Raw genomic sequence first — 22,451 nt, 5'->3', positions numbered from 1 at the left:
ACCCTCGTGATATGGAACGAAATAAAAAGATATTTATGCAGTCGTGGCTTCGGCCTCATCCTCGTGCAAAGTCGGTTTCTACGGATGAATGGTATCTGGACTTTGCCAACCGGCTTTTCTCGTTGATCGGCTCTTCACAACCCTATATCGGAAAACGGACAGAGGATATACAACGGGCTGCCATTATGCTGACTCTATATCTGGAAGACAGCATAGCGAATGCAGGCGGATGGCGGCATTTCTGCGACCTGTGTCATCAGCTATATGGTAGTTACCTTCCTTTTTATGAGTTGTCGGAAGATTATATTCCTGATGAGATAAACGAAACCGACATTGCTTTTGTCCTGTGGAAACTCAATTCGGACGATGATTTCTCGGCGACGGTTGCCAACCCCTTTGATAAAGAGATGCTGCGATTGGCCGGAGATGTTTATCGGTTGATGGATCATGTATTTGAGCAGGCGCCTATTACGGAAGTCCCTTCCGGTGATTGGGTGTTGCCGTCCGAACAGCTATTGGTGGAACGGACTGCCATTCCCGCAATAACTCCGGAAATTCAATTGCCGGAAAGCGTAAAGCTCTTTTTGGAAGCTTCGCATGGTGAACAGTTGATGTATTTTCCGCTTTACGGGCAGATGGAGGATTTCTTTGTAAAGCATCTGCATTGGAATCGGGCGGATATTCCCGATAAACCGGATGAGGATGGTGACAATGTCGTTGTGTTTGCCAATCCCAAAGGTATCCTGATGGCACCGGGTGTTGCACAATTCTTTTGTGATAAACGCAATGAAACTGCATACAATGAAGCGGCGGCTTCGGCAGAAGGGTATAAGGTGTTTACCGATAAGGGCCGTTGCCCGTTCGACTTGTTAAAGCATGCCATGGAACGGAATTTGTTCCCCCAAGCACAGCTTCCCTTTGAGAATGGAAAAGAAATACTGGAGAAAAACTGGGATTTTATTGCCCGTTATTTCTTGGGTGAATATTATGAAGGGAGATAATGATGAGTGGTATAAGAAAGAATGTCTCTTCCGGTGCTTCCCGTTCTAAAAGTAGTGGAAAACCAAAGCCTACCGGGAAACGGATCGGGAAATCAAAGCCTGCCAAAGCAAATAATCAGTTGAACAGGAGAGTGAAATAATACTCGATAGAGGGCCAAAGCAGGTTTTCCTTCGTTTCATCTTATGGGTACGATTCGTTTCATATGCTTGAAACGATCGGTTTCATCCTATTGGAACGATTGGTTTCATATGGTTGGAACGATAAGTTTCATACGGATGGAACCATTTCTAACATTTTCAAGTATTATTTGTTCATTTATAATGAAAGGATATCTGTTTATGAATCGAGTCACTAAAACGAAACACAATGGAGTGGAAGAGTAATTTAATAACCGGTTTACAATGGTCGGACCGTATCATCAACCGGGAGGGGAAGGAACGCATTGCCCGCGAGCTGGCGGCACAGGTGAAGGATGGTGAAGTGATCGGAGCCGGTTCCGGTTCTACGGTTTATCTTACCCTGTTTGCCATCGCGGAAAGAATACGGACGGAGAAACTTCAAGTGAGAGTCATTCCGGCATCGATGGAGATCTCCATGACTTGTGTGCAACTGGGCATTCCGCAAACAACTCTTTGGGAGAGGCGTCCCGATTGGACATTCGACGGTGCCGATGAGGTAGATCCTTCGCATAATCTTATCAAAGGACGGGGCGGTGCCATGTTCAAGGAGAAACTGTTGATAAAAAGCAGTGAACGGGCTTTCATACTCGTCGACAACAGTAAGTTCGTTTCCAGATTGGGCAGTAAGTTTCCCGTGCCGGTAGAGGTCTTTCCTACCGGAGTGGTCTATGTGGAAAACCAGTTGAAAACTCTTGGGGCATCCAAAGTCGTTTTGCGGATGGCGAAAGGAAAAGACGGTCCGATACTGACCGAGAACGGGAATTTTATTCTGGATGCTTGGTTTGACGGGATTGGAAACTTTTTGGAGAAAGAGATTAAAAGCATTACCGGAGTCATTGAGAGCGGACTTTTTATTGGATACGATATCCAAGTGCTGGCTTCTTGAATACCGGCTCTTGCGATCTTTCTCCTTACACTCTGTAATACCCACCGGCAAGCCTTTTCTGCTATTGCGTAAGGGGGAGAATGTCTACTTTCCGGTTATTCCGTTTATTTGTTCGACAATTATTTCCGTGGTGACAATATACGAATCATCGGATGCGAAAACAATGATCCCTTTGGGAGAGGCAATATAAATACGCGGTATATTCTGTGATGCAAATTTTTGAAAAATGAAATCATCCTCCTGTGCGGAGTAGGGAAGGGTGAAGGCATTCTTTATCCAATAATCTGTCAGACTTTCATAGCCTTGTGATCTGCTTATGGCAATGAAGCGAATGCTTTCATCATCACGAAATTGTTGATAGGCTTTTTCTATTTCCGGCAGTTCCTTCCGGCAATCCGGACAACCGGTATTCACAAAAGCAATGACACTTGTTTTGCCTTTTAGTATCGTATTCGAAATAAGCCCGCCTTTGTTGTCCTGTACCGAAAACCCCGGCAACGAATCACCCGGTTTTAGTGAGAATACCTCTTCGGGATCATCCTGTATGCACATGCTGAACAAGAACAAAAATGCAATGAATATGATTTGTTTTAGGATTTTCCGAAACAGGTGGTTCGTGTGGCAGCTCCGGTTTGTGAAGAAATCATTCATCTTTTTGCTCCGCCTTTTCTTCCTGTTGTTTTTGCTCTATCTTTTTAGTGACAAACTGTATTTTTAAGTTCGCTTCTTCCTGCTCTTTTTTTATTTGTTCGATTGATGACAACAATTGTGATAACTCATAAATACCGGCAAGTGCCTGTCTGTCGGCAGGGGGCATGGTAGTGGTATACTTACGTTCTCCGATGTATTCCACTTTGATGTTCTTGTCCCGGTTCAGATAGAGGAACCCCATTACATTTCCGTCAGCTCCCATTTTATAATCGGCTTTTTCTATTTTTTCTCCCAAGTCCGTAGTTTCGTAGCTGTCTTTCGATGCCGATGTTTCGGCAAAGCTGCCATCCGGTGCTGTTACTTTTACTGCAAAATGATGGATGCTGTTTCCTCCGCAATAGATGGAAGTCATACTCATCACTCCCTGCTCGTTTACCTGAAAACGCAGGAAAGAGCGGTGCAGATTTTTCTCGACCGTTTGTGTCGGCCAGAAATAATTACCTACCCGCTGATATTCCGCGTCTTTTTCCAGTACATATTTATTTTTGATTTTTTCCAGTTCCTGCTGCTTGGTCTGCATCATGCTGTCCAGGTAAACTAAAGTCTGCTGCTGTTCTTTCAGTTCCACCTGTTGCATCAGTTTGATGCCTTCTCTTCGGGCGTCGAAGGCTTTCGGATATAGAATTTTAATGCTGTCTATCTGTAGCTTGGCTTCGTTATAGTCTCCTTGTGCAAAAGCACTGCGGGCGGCACTCAGCTTTTCGCTTGCTTTCTTTTCCGCATCATTGCCGCATGAAGCCAGCAACATGGTAACACAGATTCCTGCAATCAGTTTCTTCATCTTTTTGTTCTTTATGTTTATAGGCAACAAAAATACGAATTTAGTGTGAAGAGTGAAATGTAAAGAATGAAAAGTTGTACCTTTGCACTCCAAAAGTATCGATGGGTGGTATGAAGTCTCTCCCGGCCATTGATTTTTAATTTCTAAATACCAATTATGATAGAGTTGACTCAAGAAGAATTGAAACGACGCTTTAGCGATAAAATATTCGGGCAAATTTCAGAAACGGCCGATACACTCGGTTTGGAGTGCTATGTGGTGGGTGGCTACGTACGCGACATTTTTCTGGAACGCCCTTCCAAAGATATAGATGTAGTAGTGGTGGGGAGCGGCATCGAGATGGCCCAGGCATTGGGAAAACACTTGGGTAAGGGAGTACACGTCTCCGTATTCAAGAATTTCGGTACTGCACAGGTGAAGTATCACGGTGTGGAGGTGGAATTCGTAGGTGCACGCAAAGAGTCTTATCAGCGTGATTCCCGCAAACCGATAGTGGAAGACGGTACTTTGGAAGATGATCAGAACCGCCGGGACTTTACGATTAATGCGCTTGCGGTTTGCTTGAACAAAGACCGTTTCGGAGAGTTGGTCGATCCGTTCGGCGGCATGAACGATCTGAAAGAGAAAACGATACGCACCCCTCTCGATCCGGATATAACATTCAGCGACGATCCGTTGAGGATGATGCGTTGTATTCGTTTTGCCACCCAGCTCGGTTTTTATATAGATGATGAAACTTTTGAATCTCTTTGCCGCAACCGGGAACGGATTAAGATCATTTCCCGCGAACGGATAGCCGACGAACTGAACAAGATTCTTCTCTCGCCGGTACCTTCGAAGGGATTCATTGATCTGGAACGTAGCGGATTGCTGGCTCTTATTTTTCCCGAGCTGATGGAACTGCAAGGAGTGGAAACGCGCAACGGACGGGCACATAAAGATAATTTTTATCATACCCTCGAAGTGCTCGATAATATCAGCAGGCATACGGATAATCTTTGGTTGCGCTGGGCGGCCTTGTTGCATGACATTGCCAAGCCGCTTACCAAGCGTTGGGAACCCAAAGCCGGATGGACCTTTCATAATCATAATTTCATTGGCGAGAAAATGATTCCGAATATCTTCCGGAAGATGAAGTTGCCGATGAATGAGAAGATGAAGTATGTGCAGAAGATGGTAAGTCTGCATATGCGTCCCATTGTCATTGCCGATGATGTCGTGACGGATTCGGCCGTGCGCCGCTTGCTTTTTGAGGCGGGTGACGATATAGACGATCTGATGACGCTGTGCGAAGCCGATATCACCTCTAAAAATATGGAACGCAAGCAACGTTTCCTGAATAACTTCGCTCTGGTACGTCAGAAACTGAAAGATTTGGAAGAGAAAGATCGTATCCGGAATTTTCAGCCCCCGGTGAGTGGTGAAGAAATTATGGAAATCTTCGGACTCACTCCCTGCAAGGAGGTAGGATCGTTAAAAAGTGCTATAAAAGATGCAATTTTAGATGGTGTAATTCCGAATGAATATGAAGCGGCTCGTGCATATTTATTCCAAAAAGCGAAAAAAATGGGGCTTGTTCCTGTAAAGTAAAGTAGGACATTTCGTAGAGGTCCGGTTGCATTTTATTTAAATGTAACCGGATTTTTTATGAATGTGATTAATATGTAATTTGCTGTGTTGTAACGGAAAACCGTGATATTTATCTTCTGAAACTTCTTCTTTTGTCTTTTTCCTTTTCTCCTTCCTCCCATTTCTTCCTGAAATGACACTTTTATTGAAAAAAAATGCTGTTTATGTAATGTCGATTCAATAATTAATATTTATTTTGCAAAACACATTTAAACATAAACTAAATCATTTTAAGTATATGGGTATGATAAAAAGGGGATTTTGCTCCCGTGGGAGTGTCGTTTTATTTTTTGCTTCCGCTCTTTTTTGCGGACAAGTAACGGGACAAGTCGTTGAGAAGAGAACTTTTATGTCGCAAAAGCCGATTACGGCATTTGACAATACGACTTTCTGTACCGCTTATCTGTCGGACGGAGTCATGTATACAATGCGTGATATTGCTATTACGGAGTTGAGAAACATCGATCGCATTGCTTTCAATCCGACAGGCAGTTCATTGGCTGTATTGCGTCCCAAGAAGCCGATTGCGATCTTTTCTTTCCGTGAAAGGAACAAAAAACTGTTTGAACTGAAAGACAAAAGGAAGGGATTGAAAGAGAAACCGCTGATGCTGGCCATGTGTTACGGAAGTGACGCGCGCAATTTCATTGCTTCCAATTCTTTGGGGGAGATAATCGTTTATGACACCAAAGCCTATTTGCCACAGGCTTACATTAAATGTAGTGCTCCGGCTACGGCGTTAGCATTGAGTTCCAACAATTATTTCATCGCTTCGGCTGTGGGGAAAAATATTGTTATCTGGAATTTCCAGACAAAAGAACAGCGTACTTCCATTCCGATGCCGGCAACGGTTAAGGAGGTTGCCTTTTCGACCGATGCTTCTTTATTGGCTGCAACTACCGATGACAACCGCCTGACGATCATCGATACGAAGAACTGGGAGAAAGTCGATATTTTCGATAAATTGGGTGGAAAGCTGACTTCTCCTTCTTTCCATCCGGAAGGAAAATATGTGAGTGTGGTTCGTGACAATAAGGATATTGTGATTGTGAACTTGAAAAACAGTGTGGTTGAGCAGGAATTGTCGGAGGCACAGCCGGGCGTAGTGGGTACCCGTTTCTTCAAGAACAATCAGAATAGTGAGGTATTCCTGCTCTCCAACCGTCCTTATAAAATGGTGTTCTGGGATGCCAACGGATTGAATCCTTTCTACGGGAAGATCATGAGTAAGGAAGTAGACGCCAAAATGAACGAATGGGTGAAGATGATGCAGGGGGAATCGATGGAAGATTATGCGATCCGCGTAAACGATGAATCCCGTTTGAAACAACAGCAGATGTTTGCACAGGAAGTGGCTACCGAACTTGCCGGAGACCGTATTGCTATCGATAATCCGTTTATCGGCGACTATGACGCTTCAAGCAATATGCTGAATATCGGATTCAAGCAACTGCCTTCTATCGCTCTGGAAGTGCCTGCCGGGGAAGCGGAAGGTTTCGGGGACGCAAAGAACCTGAAATTCGAAAATGCTGTTTATGTGCTGAATGACAAGGATGAGTTTGAACTTGCTTATGTAGAAGTGAAGAACGAAACTACCAATAAGGTATACATCTATGATAATATCGGGCGTACCAAATTGACCGCATTGGAAGCCGATGCAAACTTCGTTCCGCTCGAAATTATGCAGCAGGCTACCCGTGAGGAGGTTCAATTGAAAGAAATCAAGGAACAGGTAGTGGAAGAGAAAAAACAGGATAAGCTGATTACGGACAATACGCAGATCAATGTGAAAACAGAGGTTGTGCCGGGTGTGGACGCCGATGGAAAGAAGATTCTGAATTACAAGGTCGGCTATCAGTATGAAGTTATCAATAAGGAGTTTTCTGCAAAAGAAGATTTTCCTTCCGGTGGATATAACATTGAGAAGTCGAATGCGGCGATGTCTTTGATGAAGATTATTAAGAATGCTTTTGAAGGCGATTTCTCTAAGTACCTTGCCGAAGGGAAGCAAGTGAAGGTGATTATTACCGGTTCGGCCGATGCCAGTCCGATTCGCGGGCGCATTGCCTATGACGGGCGTTATGGTGAATTTACCGACGAACCTTATTACAAGGACGGGAATCTGGACAATATAACGGTTACCAAATCATCGGGTATTACCCAGAATGAACAGTTGGCGTTGCTGCGTGCCGCCGGAGTACACAGCTATATCGAAAAGAATGTAACGACACTGAATAATACAAAGAATGACTACGAATATCATGTGGAAGTGGCCAAAGAACGTGGTGGGGAATTCCGCAAGATCAATGTAGAATTCGTGATTATGGACGCATTCCAACAATAAACAAACAATGAAAAGACTTATTTTACTGACAATCATTCTCACTGCGGGGGCGGTAACAGGCAGGATAGCGGCACAGGATGCCGCTTCTGTTTCCAAACGGGCCAACCAGCAGTATGTGCTTTTTGAAAGCGAGCGCGATAAAGGAACGAACATAACTGCCATGTACGATTATCTGCTGGAGAGTTATGTCAACTTCATAAAAATAGTGGAGGCACCGGATAACGGTCAGTATCTGGAAGGGGCGAAGAATCGTTTGCGCTCCTTGTATCCTTACCTGTTGAATGGTGCAGTGTATTACTCGGAGCAGAAACAACCGGCAAAGGCGTTGGACTTTGCATCGGCTTATATCGATATGCCCCAGTTGGCGATATTCCGTAGTGAGCTGTTGCCTAAGGACAACCGTTATGCTTCGGTGGTATATTATGCGGCCGTTTCGGCTTACAACCTGCAAAAGAACGAGCTGGCCTTGAAGTATTTCCAGGAATACCTGAATACCGGTACGGAAGCGCAGGAAAAAGATTGCTACGTGTATATGAATATGATTTACCAGTCGCAGAAGAAGTATGCCGATCAGGAACGTATTTTGTTGAAAGCCAATGAAAAATATCCTGTGTCATTGGATTTTCTTTATAATCTGGTGAATGTGTACATTGCCACCAACGATATGGAAAAGTTACTGGGAGCCATCGATAGGATTCTCGCCGTGGATCCTAATAATGATAAGGTGTTGCCTATCAAAGCGCGTATTCTCGAACGGCAGGGAAAGAACATAGAGGCACTCGATATTTATAAACGTCTCTATGCGCTTTATCCCAATAATTTTGAATTGATGACGGGAGTGGCCCGTGCCAATTTCAATTGTGCGACGGAAATCGTGAACAACGGTGCCACGATTGCCAACGATACGGAATATGCATTGATCCGCCAGCGTGCATCGGGGTATCTTTTGGATGCAAAAGACTTGTTCCTGAAGATTCTGGAGAAAGAGCCTTCTTCCAAAATGTATATGCAGGGGCTTGCCGGCGTATATCAGTATATGGATATGAAAGCCGAGTATGAAGTATTGAATAAGATTATCGAGGACGGTGCTTCTTACACTTTATTTCCGGATCGGTTGCTTGCATACAATGAGTCTCTGAAGAAGACGGAAAATGTGGCGCAGGAGCAGTCGTCTGTTCCGGTTCCGGTAGATCCGGCTATGCTGGTGATACGTGTGGATAGCTTTATAGATGGCAATAACAATAAGGTGATCGATGCCGGTGAGAGTTTCGCCGTGCAGTTTACCGTTGAAAACCAGGGAAAGGGCGATGCTTATAATATCCGTCTCCGTTTGTCCGAACAGCAGGGATATGACCGGTATTTCGATGGCCCGCGAGAATTGGATGGAGGGAATATTCCTGCCGGAACTTCCAAAGAGTATACTTTTCGATATATCGTGAAGCAGGAAATGCCTACTGCATTGGCCCGAATCAATATCTATGCTTTCGAAGCCAATGGGTTCGATGCCGATCCGTCCGAACTGATTGTGAACACGATGGAGTATTCGATGCCGCGTTTGCGGATTGCCGATCATCAGTTCTTTGCGTCCGAAGGTTCTTCCATCACTATCGGTAAGAATGGAAAACTGACTGTTGCCGTACAGAATTTCGGAACGAAAACGGCACACAATGTAAAACTGAATTTTACTTTACCGAAGAATGTTTATACGACCGACAGCCCCGAAATGACAATCGACAGCATTGCACCGGGAGATGTGGCTACGTTGGATTACGGCTTTCTTGTGAACAAACGCTTTGACGGAGACTCCATAGCCGTGGTACTGGCAGTTACGGAATCTACCCGTTCTTCTGCCATCAACGAGGCTTATAAGGTGAAAGTGGGTGAATACCTCACTGCGGCAAGTACCATGAATCTGAGCGGAAACGTTGTTGCCCGCAGGGCGGTTGCCAAAGATTTCTCGTTGACTTTCAAGAGTGAGTTGATGGAAGATATTCCGGTAGGGGCCGTCAATCGTCACCGGTATGCACTGATTATCGGTAATGAGGATTATAGCATGACCGGTGCCAATGCAGAAATCAATGTGCCTTATGCTGTGAATGATGCGATGGTGTTCCGTGAATATTGTGTACGTACGTTCGGGGTACCCGACAATCAGATAAAGGTAGTTCCTAATGCCACGGCGGGTATGATGCACGAACAGCTCGATTGGTTAGTGAATGTGGCAAGTACCGATCCGGAAGCGGAGTTGATATTCTATTATTCCGGTCATGGTAATAATGACGAAGCCACGAAAGAGCCTTATCTGTTGCCGGTGGATATTACCGGTAAGAATATCCGTCTGGGAATTTCACTGACCGAATTGTATAGGGAACTGGCTACTTATCCGGTGAAAGGGGCTTATGTTTTTCTGGATGCCTGTTTCAGTGGCGGCTATAAGAGTGCTGCCCCTTTACTTGCCCAGAAAGGAGTGCGTGTAGTACCGAAGGTCGGATTGCCACAGGGGAAAACGTTGAGTTTCTCTTCAAGTAGCGGCGACCAGACATCCAGCGTTTATCACGATAAGAAGCAGGGGTATTACACCTACTTCCTGATTAAGACCATTAAAGATGCGCGGGGAGATCTCTCAATGAAAGATTTGTTTGAGAGAACGAGCGCAGCCGTGAAAAAGGCAACCGCTATGATCGGTAAAATGCAAGAACCGCAATGCATGGTTTCGCCTACCTGGTTTGGCTGGGAAAGTTTAAGATTGGAAACCCCGGTAGAACCGGCTCCTGTTGCTCCTCAGGGCGAGTAGGGACTGAATAAGGAGTATAAATCCGGATAAATACGGTGCGGTAGGATTATATGCTTTAAGTAAGAAAGGCTGCGAATGATGGAGTACATCGGTCGTAGCCTTTCTTTATGTGGTAATTTCCAAGATACGGTAGCTCACAGGCTTATTATATCGGATACTTATTTCAATTCGATAATCTCTTCGTTACAGATGGTTAGTTTTTCTACTCCTTCGCTGGTTACCACCCATGAGTTTTCGATTCCTACAGGGCCTATGCCCGGTAATACGATTTTCGGTTCGAGTGCAAATACCATGCCCGGTTCCAATTCCTGCTTCATGCGTGGTGCCAGCACCGGCATTTCATTTATTTCCAACCCGATGCCATGACCGATAAAGCGTGCCTGTTGGCTGATTCCCATGAAATATTCTGCAAATCCCGCTTTTGTAACCATGTCGATAGCCGTATTGTATAAATCTTCGCATACGGTTCCCGGTTTGGCTAACGAAGCGACCTCGTTTTGTATATCCAGACAAACCTGATGTGCTGTGTAAGCTTTTTCATTGAGTTTGCCAATGGAGAAGACACGGCTCATATCGCCCATGTATCCGTTGAAATTCCCTCCTAAATCTACCATTACGCTTTGTCCTTCTTTTAAAAGAGTGTTGTTGACACCGCCGGGTAGAGCAGGATCGAGCCCCTCGCCACCTAAGGCAAAGTCGTATGGGGAGGGAGTGGCGGCATTATCACCGGTCAATACGCTTCCCATGAAAATTTCCATACTCTGGCCGAACACCCGGAAGATACCCAAAGAGCCTTCAAGGCGCATCAAGCGTTCAATTTCGATGGATAGTTCACGGTCGGTCATTCCCGGACGATAAACAGAGGGAATCCGGTCGTATGCTTTGGCGTGTGCAATGCCCGAACGGCGAAACATTTCGATTTCAATGGCTGTCTTGGTGCTGCGTGCCTGACGGATAACCGGGGTTCCATTGACAACTTCTGCATCAGGGAATAAAGCTGCCAGCCGTATGTATTCCGTGTAAGGCAGTTCGTCACCTTCCAACATCAGTTTGGTAGGCATAGGTAATTTTTCTTCCTTCAGAATACCCGGAATCTGTTCCGGTTTACGGACAGAGAAAATATGTTCTCCCGAAATGGTATTCGGGCGCTTTATAAACAGACGGGCGGGAGCGTTAAGCGGCAGGTATAGATATCCGCTGACAACGCGGCCATACGTATAGAGCAGATTTACATTGCAAGTGATCAGTGCGGCATCGATGCCTTGTTGGGCCATAAGCCAGCGAATTTTATCGCGGCGTAATTTTAATTCCGGTTGTAACATTTCAATATTATGTTTTTTGATTTCATGATGCAAAGTTAGGTTATTTTAGTTGAAAATGAAACCTTCGGAAAAAAAAGTACGCTACCTACGTCCTGTCACAGGAGGTAAGCAGCGTAAACCACAAATACAAATACAACTAAACAAAGTTTTTACTATCCGATCAGATGATTCCTTGCCCCATCATTGCGTGGGCCACTTTCATGAATCCTGCAATGTTGGCACCTTTCATATAATTGATATAACCGTTATTTTCAGTACCATATTTTACGCATTGGGTATGGATGTCACTCATGATCTGATGGAGATGTTTGTCCACTTCTTCGGCACTCCAGGAGATATGCATTGCGTTTTGGGTCATCTCCAGACCGGAAGTCGCTACACCGCCTGCATTGACAGCTTTACCCGGGCCATACATGATTTTTGCAGCAAGGAAGGTGTCGATTGCTTCGGGACGGCATCCCATGTTCGATACTTCACCTACGCACATAACTCCGTTGGCAACCAGTTGTTTGGCATCCTCTTCGTTTACTTCGTTCTGAGTAGCGCAAGGCATGGCGATATCCACTTTCTGTTCCCAGGGTTTCTTGCCTGCATAGAATGTGGCATTCGGATATTGTTCTGCATAAGGTGCTACGATATCATTGCCACTGGCACGAAGCTCGAGCATATAATCGATCTTTTCGCCGGAGATGCCATCCGGATCATAAATGTAGCCGTCGGGACCGGAGATGGTAACTACTTTCGCTCCCAATTCCGTTGCTTTTGTTGCCGCTCCCCATGCTACGTTACCAAAACCTGAGATAGCCACTGTCTTGCCTTCGAAACTCGTTCCTTTATCTTTCAACATCTGCTGAACAAAATAGCAGGCGCCAAAACCGGTAGCTTCCGGACGAATGAGCGAACCTCCGAATTCCATGCCTTTACCGGTAAAGGTTCCGGTGTGTTCGCGTGTCAGCTTCTTGTACATACCGAACATATAGCCCACTTCACGGCCTCCTACGCCTATGTCACCGGCAGGTACATCCATGTCCGGCCCTATATGACGCCATAGTTCAAGCATGAAGGCCTGGCAGAAGCGCATAATTTCCGCATCGCTTTTACCACGTGGAGAGAAATCGGAACCACCTTTACCGCCGCCCATCGGAAGGGTAGTCAGTGCATTCTTGAAAGTCTGTTCGAAACCTAAGAATTTCAGAATAGACAGGGTTACTGAAGCATGGAAACGGATACCGCCTTTGTACGGGCCGATCGCATTATTGAATTGTACGCGATAACCTAAATTGGTTTGTACTTCACCTTTGTCGTCTACCCACGTCACGCGGAATGTAAAGATGCGATCCGGTTCTACAAGCCTTTCGATTATTTTGGCTTTTTCAAATTCTGGATGTTGATTGTATATATCTTCAATAGAGAGAAGTACTTCTTTGACTGCCTGGAGGTACTCAGATTCACCGGGATGCTTTGCCTCAAGAGAGGACATAATTTTCTGAATATTCATAATACTATGTTTTAAAAGGTTAATTCTGATAAAATGTCAACTGGTGACACTGCAAATATAGGAAAACTTTTCAATATATGTATGTTTTATGAATATATTTTCGCTAAATAATGATAAAATGATAGTTAGGGGGTGGGCAGATCAAAGGGATTATGATTAGACAAGAGGAAGGGATTTACGATTAGACGATTTACTATTTACGATTGAAGCAACTACTATATTCCGTAATAATATAAGGATATATGGGAGTTTGTGTAATTTCAATCGTAAATAGTAAATCGTCTAATCGTAAATCCCTTCCTCTTATTCTTTTTTTAGAATGCGGGCTTCATTTTTAGGTTGTACATGATAAACCCATAAATATCGGCTTGTTCCTCCAATACTTTGGCCATCGGTTTACCTGCCCCATGTCCGGCTTTACTGTCGATACGGATAATCGTCGGATTGGTGCCGTCATTGCATTCCTGCAAGGTGGCGGCGAATTTAAATGAATGCGCAGGAACCACGCGATCGTCATGGTCGGCTGTTGTAACCATGGTTGCCGGATATTTAGTGCCGGGTTTCAGGTTGTGTAACGGGGAGTAACCTTTCAAGTATTCGAACATTTCTTGGCTGTCTTCACTTGTGCCGTAGTCGCTTGCCCAGTTCCAGCCGATTGTGAATTTATGATAACGAAGCATATCCATTACTCCTACCTGCGGGATGGCTACTTTGAACAGGTCGGGACGCTGAGTCATGCACGCACCTACCAGCAGACCGCCGTTCGAACCGCCTACGATGGCAATTTTATCCGGATTGGTGTATTTGTTATTGATAAGATATTCGGCTGCTGATATAAAGTCATTGAATACATTCTGCTTTTGCATTTTGGTACCGGCTATGTGCCATTCCTCGCCGTATTCGCTACCGCCACGCAGATTGACCTGTGCATAGATACCTCCGTTTTCCAGGAACGGGATGCGGGAAGTTGTAAATCCGGGATTGAGACTGATGCCAAAACCGCCATAGCCATAAAGGAATACCGGATTGTTTCCATTTCTTTCCAGGTCTTTCTTATAAGTAAGGAACATCGGAATCATGATACCATCTTTACTGGGGAAGAATGCTTGTTCCGTTACAAAGTCATCGGAGTTGAATTCTACTTTCGGAGCGCGGTAGAGCTCGTAAGAATTCTTATCCATGTCATATTTATAAATAGTGCCCGGAGTAGTGAAAGAGGTGAATACAAAGAAACATTCTTTGTCGTCTTTCGTGCCGCTAAAACCGACGGAACCTAATGACGGAAGCTTGATTTCGTGCATGTGTTCTCCTTTTTGGCTGTAAACATAAGCATGATTGGAGGCATCCTTGTCATAAGTCAGGAATAGTTTTCCTCCGATGACTTCTGCGCTCGACAGAACAGATTCCATCTCAGGTATGAGTTCTTTCCAGTTTTCAAGTTTCGGATTATTGATATCGGCTACCATAATCCGGTTTTTAGGTGCGCCGTAATTGGTGAATATATAGACATTATTATCGATAACTTCAATCGGAGAATATTGATAATCAAAGTCTGTAGTCAACTGTATAAAAGGAGCATTGGCTTTCTTCAAGTCCTTTATGAACAGATTGTTACCTCTTCCTGCACCGGATTCGTATACAAAGAGAATCCGTTCGTCTTCGCTTGTGCCGGTATAATAGAAACGTTTCGGATATGCCGGATTCTGATAAATCAACTTATCCTCTGTCTGGGGAGTACCTATCTTATGATAATATACCTTATGGTTTTCGTTTACGTTAGAGAATTCTTTGCCTTTTACCGGGGCATCATAGGCGCTATAGTAGAAACCGTCTCCCTGCCAGGCTGCTCCTGTAAACTTTGCCCATTCGATGTGGTCGTCGAGCAACTGGCCGGTAGCGGTATCCAGCACGTATATTTCCGTCCAGTCCGACCCGCTGCGTGAAATGGTGTAAGCAGCATATTTTCCATCATGGGAGAAAGAAAGGCCTGTCAATGCTACCGTGCCATCGTCCGATAATTTATTCGGGTCGAGGAATACACGCGGTTCTCCTTCGAGTGAATCCTGCACGTAGAGCACGCTTTGGTTCTGGAGACCGTCATTTTTGTAAAAGTAATACTTACCGTGTTTTTTGAATGGCGCACCTATTTTTTCATAATTAGCGAGGTTGGTCAACCGCTCCAATAACTGTTTTCTGAAAGGAATCTGAGCCAGATATTCGTTGGTTACCTTGTTTTCTGCCTCTACCCAGGCGGCCGTAGCTGCACTCGTATCATTTTCCAGCCAACGATAAGGATCGGCTACTTCCGTTCCGAAATATACGTCTACGGTGTCTACTTTCTCCGCTTTGGGGTAAGTTAACTTCTTTTGTTGAGGTGTACATGACATAACCATGATTCCACTAAGTAATAGGATTGTTTTTTTCATTGTTAATAAGTTGTTTGTATTGACTTAAAATACAAATATAGAGAGAAGTAATGAAATTACCGCCTTTGTTATCTAAAAATTCATTTCTCTTCTCTCTTCATTTGCATTTCACGATAAAAGAAGCGAACTTTGTCTGTCGATTTTTAACCACAGGAAAACCCATGCTCAGTAAATACAAATTAAACCAGCTTTATTTCAAAGATACGCAGTTTGCCAATCTGATGACGCGGCGTATATTCAATGTTTTGTTGATTGCTAATCCATACGACGCATTTATGCTTGAGGATGACGGGCGCATCGATGAAAAGATCTTCAATGAATATACCTCTCTTTCCCTTCGTTATCCCCCTCGCTTTTCGCAGGTTTCTACAGAAGAAGAGGCATTGACGCTGCTTGAAAATATGACATTTGATCTCGTTATCTGTATGCCGAGTACGGGTGATAATGACAGTTTTGATATCGGAAGGCATATCAAGAGCTTGTACGAACATATTCCTATCGTGATTCTTACCCCGTTCAGCCATGGCATTACGGCGCGTATTGCCGATGAGGATCTGAGTGCGTTCGATTACGTGTTCTGTTGGTTGGGCAATACGGATTTGCTGGTGTCCATCATCAAGTTGATAGAAGATAAAATGAATTTGGAGCATGATGTGGCGGAAGTGGGAGTGCAGTTGATCCTGTTGGTTGAAGACGGCATCCGTTTTTACTCTTCTGTGCTTCCCAATCTGTATAAATTCGTTTTGAAGCAAAGCCAGGAGTTTTCTACGGAGGCTTTGAATGCCCACCAACGGACGTTGCGTATGCGTGGGCGTCCTAAAATAGTGCTGGCGCGTACCTATGACGAGGCTATCACGATATATGAGAAATATAAGAATAATATACTGGGAGTAATCACCGATGTTCGTTTTCCTCGTGTGGAGCGTGGCGAGAAAGACGGGCTGGCTGGTATTAAACTTTGTGCTGCTATCCGGAGGGAAGACCCGTTTGTGCCTCTTATCATCCAGTCGTCCGAGTCGGAAAATGCTTTGTATGCGGCGAAGTATGGTGCCAGCTTTATCGATAAGAACTCCAAAAAGATGGACGTGGATTTGCGTCGCATTGTATCCGATAATTTCGGCTTCGGTGATTTTGTTTTCCGTAATCCGGAAACAGGGGAGGAGATTGCCCGTGTGCGGAATCTGAAAGAGTTACAGAATATTCTGTTTGCCGTGCCTGCCGAATCGTTTTTGTATCATATTTCCCGCAATCATGTATCCCGTTGGCTGTATTCGCGCGCCATGTTCCCGGTTGCCGAATTTCTTAAACCGATCACCTGGAACAGTCTTCAGGATGTGGACGCTCACCGGCGGATTATCTTTGAAGCCATTGTGAAATACCGCAAGATGAAGAATCAGGGAGTGGTTGCCGTTTTCAAGCGCGACCGTTTCGACCGTTATTCCAATTTTGCCCGTATCGGTGATGGCTCTTTGGGTGGAAAAGGCCGTGGTCTGGCTTTCATTGACAATATGGTGAAGCGGCATCCGGAATTTGAGGAGTTTGAGAATGCCCGTGTTGCCATTCCGAAGACAGTGGTGCTCTGTACCGATGTCTTTGACGAGTTTATGGATAGCAACAATCTGTATCAGGTAGCTCTTTCGGATGCCGATGATGATGTCATTCTTCGCTATTTTCTGAAAGCGAAGCTGCCCGACCGTCTGGTAGAGGATTTCTTCACGTTCTTCGATGTGGTGAAGTCGCCCATTGCCATTCGTTCGTCTTCGCTCCTTGAAGATTCTCACTACCAGCCGTTTGCCGGTATTTATAATACTTATATGATTCCTTATCTGGATGATAAATATGAGATGCTCCGGATGCTTTCCGATGCAATCAAAGGAGTATATGCTTCAGTTTATTTCAAGGATAGCAAGGCATATATGCAGGCAACGTCCAATGTGATCGATCAGGAAAAGATGGCCGTTATTCTGCAAGAAGTAGTCGGCAATCAATATGGTGACCGTTATTATCCGTCCATGTCGGGTGTAGCCCGTTCGCTTAATTACTACCCTCTCGGAGACGAAAAGGCGGAAGAGGGTACGGTGAATCTGGCTCTCGGTCTCGGAAAGTATATTGTGGAAGGAGGAATGACGCTTCGTTTCTCTCCCTATCATCCCAATCAGGTGTTGCAGACCAGTGAGATGGAGATTGCCCTGAAAGAGACACAGACCCGCTTCTATGCGTTGGATTTAAAGAATGCCGGTGAAGATTTTTCCATTGACGACGGATTTAATCTGCTGAAACTTCACGTCAAAGAGGCGGAAAAAGACGGTTCGTTGCGTTATCTTGCTTCTACTTATGATCCTTATGACCAGATCATCCGGGACGGACTTTATCCGGGTGGGCGTAAGGTGATTACTTTTGCCAATATCTTGCAACACGACGTGTTCCCATTGGCGCGTATCCTGCAATTGGTTCTGAAGTATGGCGAACGTGAGATGCGCCGTCCTGTGGAGATTGAATTTGCAGCGACCATGAGCCGTGAGCAGGATAAGACCGGTACTTTTTATCTTTTACAGATACGCCCGATCGTCGATACGAAGGAGATGCTGGATGAGGATCTCACAGCCATTCCGGACGAAGATGTCATTCTGCGTTCCAACAATTCTTTGGGACATGGCATTATGAATGAGGTGTATGATATTGTTTATGTCAAAACCGATGGGTACAGTGCTTCTAATAACCAGACCATTGCTTGGGAAATAGAAAAAATGAATCAGCAGTTCCTTAATGAAGGAAAGAATTATGTGCTGGTTGGTCCCGGAAGGTGGGGAAGCAGTGATACCTGGTTGGGTATTCCTGTCAAGTGGCCGCATATCTCAGCAGCTCGTGTTATCGTTGAGGCCGGATTGACCAATTACCGGGTAGATCCGAGTCAAGGTACTCATTTCTTCCAGAACCTGACTTCGTTTGGAGTGGGATATTTCACCATCAATGCTTTTATGAATGATGGAGTTTATAATCAGGACTTCCTGAACGCACAGCCGGCCGTTGAAGAAACAAAGTTCTTGCGGCATGTGCGTTTTGAAAAGCCGATAGTGGTAAAAATGGATGGTAAGAAGAAACAAGGAGTGGTGATGATGCCGGAAATGTGAATTACTCCGTTAACCAACGGTTGAGGTTACGTTTCTCGGCACTGAACTCTACTCCTATCTTTATGAGTTTACGCCCGTCTGCCTGATAAGGAATCAAGTATCCTTTATCGTCTATTTGCTGTAAGGCTTCTTCGGCCGTACCATTAAGTTTGAACTCAAAAACATAGATGTATTGGAGGGTCCTCACTACAGCATCCGCCCGCCCGCGACTGCTGCGTACTTCGACATCTGTGAACTGCCCCATGAGTTTGAAGACGAGATAGAATACTACCTGATAATGGCGTTCGGTCTTCGTGTTAAGCTCATAAGGGAAGTCTGCAAAAAAGGCTTCCATGCGGTTTAGAAAAGCTTCGACGTCGCCTGTTTCCAACTCATGGACAAACTTGCCTATGTAAAAAGCCGTGTCCCTCTCGGAGACAGGTGTATAAAAAGGAGCGGCAAAATTGAGAAAGCCGTATTCCACCTCTTCGTTCGGAAATCCGAGCGTGTATATGCGGAAGCGTTCATCAAATTTCTTGATAGTCAGGTAACCGCTTTGATAAACCATGGGGATGGGATTGTGTATATCCGCCCGATCGTCACTGAGCGATGTGGCAGAGACTTCGATACCATCGAGTTCCCGTAGGTCGTAGTCTGTTTTCTTCAACATTTCCACCAGGAAAGTGGGCGTACCACTGGCAAACCAATAACTGCCGAAGCTGAGTTTGGAAAGGGCGCTGAGCACACTGAACGGGTTGTACATCGGAGTGAATTCTTCATCGTGGGTGAAGCGGTATCCGTCGTACATCTGCGTCATTTTCTCCATAACTCCGGGATGGTCTGTCTTATTCTTTTCTGTCATTTGCAGAAGTTCGGGCGCAAAGGTCGCTTCTATTTCCGAGCGGGTCATCCCGCAAAGGGTATTGTAGGCAGAGTCAAAACTGATGTCATTCAACTGGTTAAGGTTGCTGAAGATTCCCATTTGAGCAAACTTAGTTACCCCGGTGATAAAAACAAATTGTAGCCAGGGATCGGCACTTTTTAATACAGAGTAAAAAGCAGTCAGTGTCTCACGGAAGTCGGCTTGCAATGCTTCGTCGTGAAAGGAGCGCAGCAAGGGTTTGTCATATTCGTCGATGAGCACTACCACGCGGCGTCCTGTCTGTTCATAGGCGTTGCGGATAACATTCATAAAACGAATGGAGTAACTGGGATTGGCACTGGTAATGCCATAGCGGGCTTCCCAATGTTTTAATTGGCTAACGAGTAAGTTCTCCAACTTTTCGCGGCTATCATACTTCTCGGCATTGAGGTCGAGATGCAGTACCGGATACTTGAACCAATCTTGTTCCAATTGTTCAATAGCAAGACCTTTGAAAAGTTCTTTTTTCCCCTCGAAATAAGCTTCGAAAGTAGAGAGCAGCAGGCTTTTACCGAAACGACGCGGACGGCTTAGAAAACAGGGATTTCCTGCTTTTATCAATCGATAGGCTAACGCAGTTTTATCCACATAAAGAAATCCTTCACTACGTAATTTCTCAAAGCTCTGTATTCCTATCGGGAGTTTTCGGAGCGGACTGTTGGGAATGATGGTTGTACTCATACTGCTCATTTGATTTTGTCAAATGCAAATATACGAAAAAAAGACAGATACAACGAGTGATAGCTTTGATGAAAATAAATTTCGGACCTGTTGGAGGAGGCTTCATCCGTTAGATAAGATACGGATATCTTTCTGAGCATTTTATTGCATTATTCACATGAAATTTCCCCCCCCTCATCTCCTTCACCTTTCTTGCTTAATCGCCTTATTCATCGGAAATAGAGGGTGAAGGCCCGCTCCAGTTCTCCCGTCCTCATACAAATGTCTCTTAAGCACCGGGCATACAGTTCGTAAGCAATATGCATACGGATGTTGAGCACCAAGCATACGGATGACGGGCACGGTACTTGGCAATACAGGGTGGGTCTTCACCCTGTATTGCCGATGAATAAGGCGATTAAGCAAAAAAGGTGAAGGGAGTGAAGGGGTAAAAATATGCGGAATAGGCAGTCTGAAGAATAAAAAAACGTTTACTGGAGAAAAAGATGCTACATCTTTTTTTTTAACATCAAGAGCTTTTTTAAAAACCTGTACATCTTTCTATTGTAGTCTGCTACGTCTTTTTTTGAAAGATGCTATATTTTTCAAAAAAGATGCTACGTCTTTTCATGGGCAGGTGAAATAAAGAAAAGCCGTCTCCAATTTCGGAAACGGCTTTTCTGTTATAAATGACTATAGCTTTTGAAAAACGGGCTTGCTGATTATAATATACCCTGAGCCATCATAGCTTTGGCTACTTTCATAAATCCGGCAACGTTGGCGCCTTTCACATAGTTCACATAGCCGTCGGCTTCAGTACCATATTGTACGCAGGCTTCGTGGATGTTCTTCATGATGCTCTTCAATTTTTCGTCTACCTCTTCAGAGCTCCAACTCAGTTTGATAGAGTTCTGGGTCATTTCCAGACCGGATACGGATACACCACCGGCATTGGCTGCTTTACCCGGAGCATACAGGATTTTTGCATCCTGGAATACTTTGATGGCTTCCGGAGTAGAAGGCATGTTTGCACCTTCGGATACGGCCATTACACCATTGGCAACCAATTTGCGGGCATCGTCACCATTGATTTCGTTCTGAGTGGCAGAAGGCAAAGCGATGTCACCTTTTTCACCCCAAGGACGGGCTCCTTCTACATATTTACAACCGTAAGTTTCTGCATATTCGCGGATACGGCCACGGTAGAGGTTTTTCAATTCCATGATGTAGTCCAGTTTTGCGCGGTCGATACCGTCCGGATCATAGATGTAACCGTCTGAATCGGACATGGTAACTACTTTACCACCCAACTCCAGTACTTTTTCTGCTGTATATTGAGCCACATTACCGGAACCGGAGATCAGACAAACTTTACCTTTCAAGTCAGCACCTTTTCTCTTCAGCATTTCCATCAAGAAGTAGATGTTACCGTAACCGGTAGCTTCCGGACGAATCAGTGAACCACCGAATTCACGGCCTTTTCCTGTGAATGTTCCTGTAAATTCGTGAGTCAGTTTTTTGTACATACCGAACATGAAACCTACTTCACGGCCACCTACACCGATATCGCCTGCCGGTACGTCGGTCTCAGGACCGATATGGCGCCACAACTCTAACATGAATGCCTGTACGAAACGCATTACCTCTGCGTTTGACTTGCCACGTGGAGAAAAGTCGGAACCGCCTTTGCCACCACCCATCGGCAGTGTAGTCAGTGAATTCTTGAATGTTTGCTCAAAGGCAAGGAATTTAAGGATACTGAGGTTTACAGAAGCATGGAAACGGATACCGCCTTTGTACGGGCCGATAGCGTTGTTGTGCTGAACGCGGTAACCCATGTTAGTCTGTACGTTACCTTTGTCGTCTACCCAAGTTACACGGAATTGATATACTCTGTCTGGAATGCAAAGACGTTCTATCAGATTGGCTTTGTCGAATTCAGGGTGTTTGTTGTATTCTTCTTCAATGGTAGAAAGTACTTCCTCTACTGCCTGATGATACTCCGGTTCATTGGGGAACCTTCTCTTTAAATCTTCTAATACCTTAGCTGCATTCATAATTGTTTTCTTTTATAAGTTGAGTTTATAAGTTTGCGAATATTGTTCTCTCTTGCGGTTGCAAAAGTAAATATAAAAATTGAACTTGCAAACATTTTATAAAGAAAAACGGGATAAAATATCAAAAATG

Annotated in this window: 13 protein-coding genes; 6 read left to right on the top strand and 7 right to left on the bottom strand. The window is 44.7% G+C overall.

Annotation, left to right across the window (positions count from 1 at the left end; all coding sequences use genetic code 11):
- Positions 1–11: 11 nt before the first annotated feature.
- Positions 12–1,001, top strand: a complete 990-nt coding sequence (locus HMPREF1532_RS18165; RefSeq protein WP_005933264.1) for a DUF3843 family protein — start codon at positions 12–14, stop codon at positions 999–1,001.
- A gap of 367 nt (positions 1,002–1,368) precedes the next feature.
- A complete protein-coding gene (gene rpiA / locus HMPREF1532_RS18160; RefSeq protein WP_005933263.1) occupies positions 1,369–2,067 on the top strand; it encodes a ribose 5-phosphate isomerase A in 699 nt (232 codons plus the stop codon).
- Positions 2,068–2,151: 84 nt separating this feature from the next.
- Here the strand turns inward: rpiA and HMPREF1532_RS18155 are convergent, their stop codons facing one another.
- Positions 2,152–2,718, bottom strand: a complete 567-nt coding sequence (locus HMPREF1532_RS18155; RefSeq protein WP_005933261.1) for a TlpA family protein disulfide reductase — start codon at positions 2,716–2,718, stop codon at positions 2,152–2,154.
- Complete coding sequence (locus HMPREF1532_RS18150) at positions 2,711–3,559, bottom strand: outer membrane protein assembly factor BamD (protein ID WP_005933259.1); 849 nt, start codon at positions 3,557–3,559, stop codon at positions 2,711–2,713. The genes HMPREF1532_RS18155 and HMPREF1532_RS18150 overlap by 8 nt, the downstream gene beginning before the upstream one ends.
- A 156-nt stretch (positions 3,560–3,715) precedes the next feature.
- Between HMPREF1532_RS18150 and HMPREF1532_RS18145 the strand changes: the two genes are divergently transcribed.
- From HMPREF1532_RS18145 to HMPREF1532_RS18135, 3 genes are all read left to right on the top strand, one after another.
- Positions 3,716–5,149 carry a CCA tRNA nucleotidyltransferase gene (locus tag HMPREF1532_RS18145; RefSeq protein WP_005933256.1) on the top strand — a complete coding sequence of 478 codons (1,434 nt, stop codon included), beginning with the start codon at positions 3,716–3,718 and terminating at the stop codon, positions 5,147–5,149.
- Between the two features lie 277 nt (positions 5,150–5,426).
- Positions 5,427–7,532 carry a WD40 repeat domain-containing protein gene (locus tag HMPREF1532_RS18140; RefSeq protein ID WP_005933253.1) on the top strand — a complete coding sequence of 702 codons (2,106 nt, stop codon included), beginning with the start codon at positions 5,427–5,429 and terminating at the stop codon, positions 7,530–7,532.
- Between the two features lie 7 nt (positions 7,533–7,539).
- Complete coding sequence (locus HMPREF1532_RS18135) at positions 7,540–10,326, top strand: caspase family protein (protein WP_005933250.1); 2,787 nt, start codon at positions 7,540–7,542, stop codon at positions 10,324–10,326.
- A gap of 158 nt (positions 10,327–10,484) precedes the next feature.
- On the opposite strand, the gene HMPREF1532_RS18130 is transcribed toward HMPREF1532_RS18135, so the two are convergent.
- The 3 genes from HMPREF1532_RS18130 to HMPREF1532_RS18120 all read right to left on the bottom strand — a co-directional run bounded on the left by HMPREF1532_RS18130 (position 10,485) and on the right by HMPREF1532_RS18120 (position 15,572).
- Positions 10,485–11,648, bottom strand: a complete 1,164-nt coding sequence (locus HMPREF1532_RS18130; protein ID WP_005933247.1) for a M24 family metallopeptidase — start codon at positions 11,646–11,648, stop codon at positions 10,485–10,487.
- Between the two features lie 160 nt (positions 11,649–11,808).
- A complete protein-coding gene (gdhA, locus tag HMPREF1532_RS18125) occupies positions 11,809–13,146 on the bottom strand; it encodes an NADP-specific glutamate dehydrogenase (protein WP_005933243.1) in 1,338 nt (445 codons plus the stop codon).
- 314 nt (positions 13,147–13,460) lie between these two features.
- Positions 13,461–15,572, bottom strand: coding sequence for a prolyl oligopeptidase family serine peptidase (locus HMPREF1532_RS18120; protein ID WP_005933241.1), 2,112 nt, complete (start codon positions 15,570–15,572; stop codon positions 13,461–13,463).
- A 161-nt stretch (positions 15,573–15,733) separates the two neighbouring features.
- Here HMPREF1532_RS18120 and HMPREF1532_RS18115 point away from each other — a divergent pair, with 161 nt between their 5' ends.
- Complete coding sequence (locus HMPREF1532_RS18115) at positions 15,734–18,703, top strand: PEP/pyruvate-binding domain-containing protein (RefSeq protein WP_025819774.1); 2,970 nt, start codon at positions 15,734–15,736, stop codon at positions 18,701–18,703.
- A 1-nt stretch (position 18,704) separates the two neighbouring features.
- On the opposite strand, the gene HMPREF1532_RS18110 is transcribed toward HMPREF1532_RS18115, so the two are convergent.
- Together HMPREF1532_RS18110 and HMPREF1532_RS18105 are read right to left on the bottom strand one after the other, a co-directional pair.
- Positions 18,705–20,285, bottom strand: a complete 1,581-nt coding sequence (locus HMPREF1532_RS18110; RefSeq protein ID WP_005933235.1) for an ATP-binding protein — start codon at positions 20,283–20,285, stop codon at positions 18,705–18,707.
- A gap of 701 nt (positions 20,286–20,986) precedes the next feature.
- Positions 20,987–22,321, bottom strand: coding sequence for an NADP-specific glutamate dehydrogenase (locus tag HMPREF1532_RS18105; protein WP_005933232.1), 1,335 nt, complete (start codon positions 22,319–22,321; stop codon positions 20,987–20,989).
- Between the last annotated feature and the right edge of the window lie 130 nt (positions 22,322–22,451).

This window comes from Bacteroides salyersiae WAL 10018 = DSM 18765 = JCM 12988, assembly GCF_000381365.1.
Taxonomy (GTDB): Bacteria; Bacteroidota; Bacteroidia; order Bacteroidales; family Bacteroidaceae; genus Bacteroides; species Bacteroides salyersiae.
This window is presented reverse-complemented; position numbering and strand designations above follow the sequence as displayed.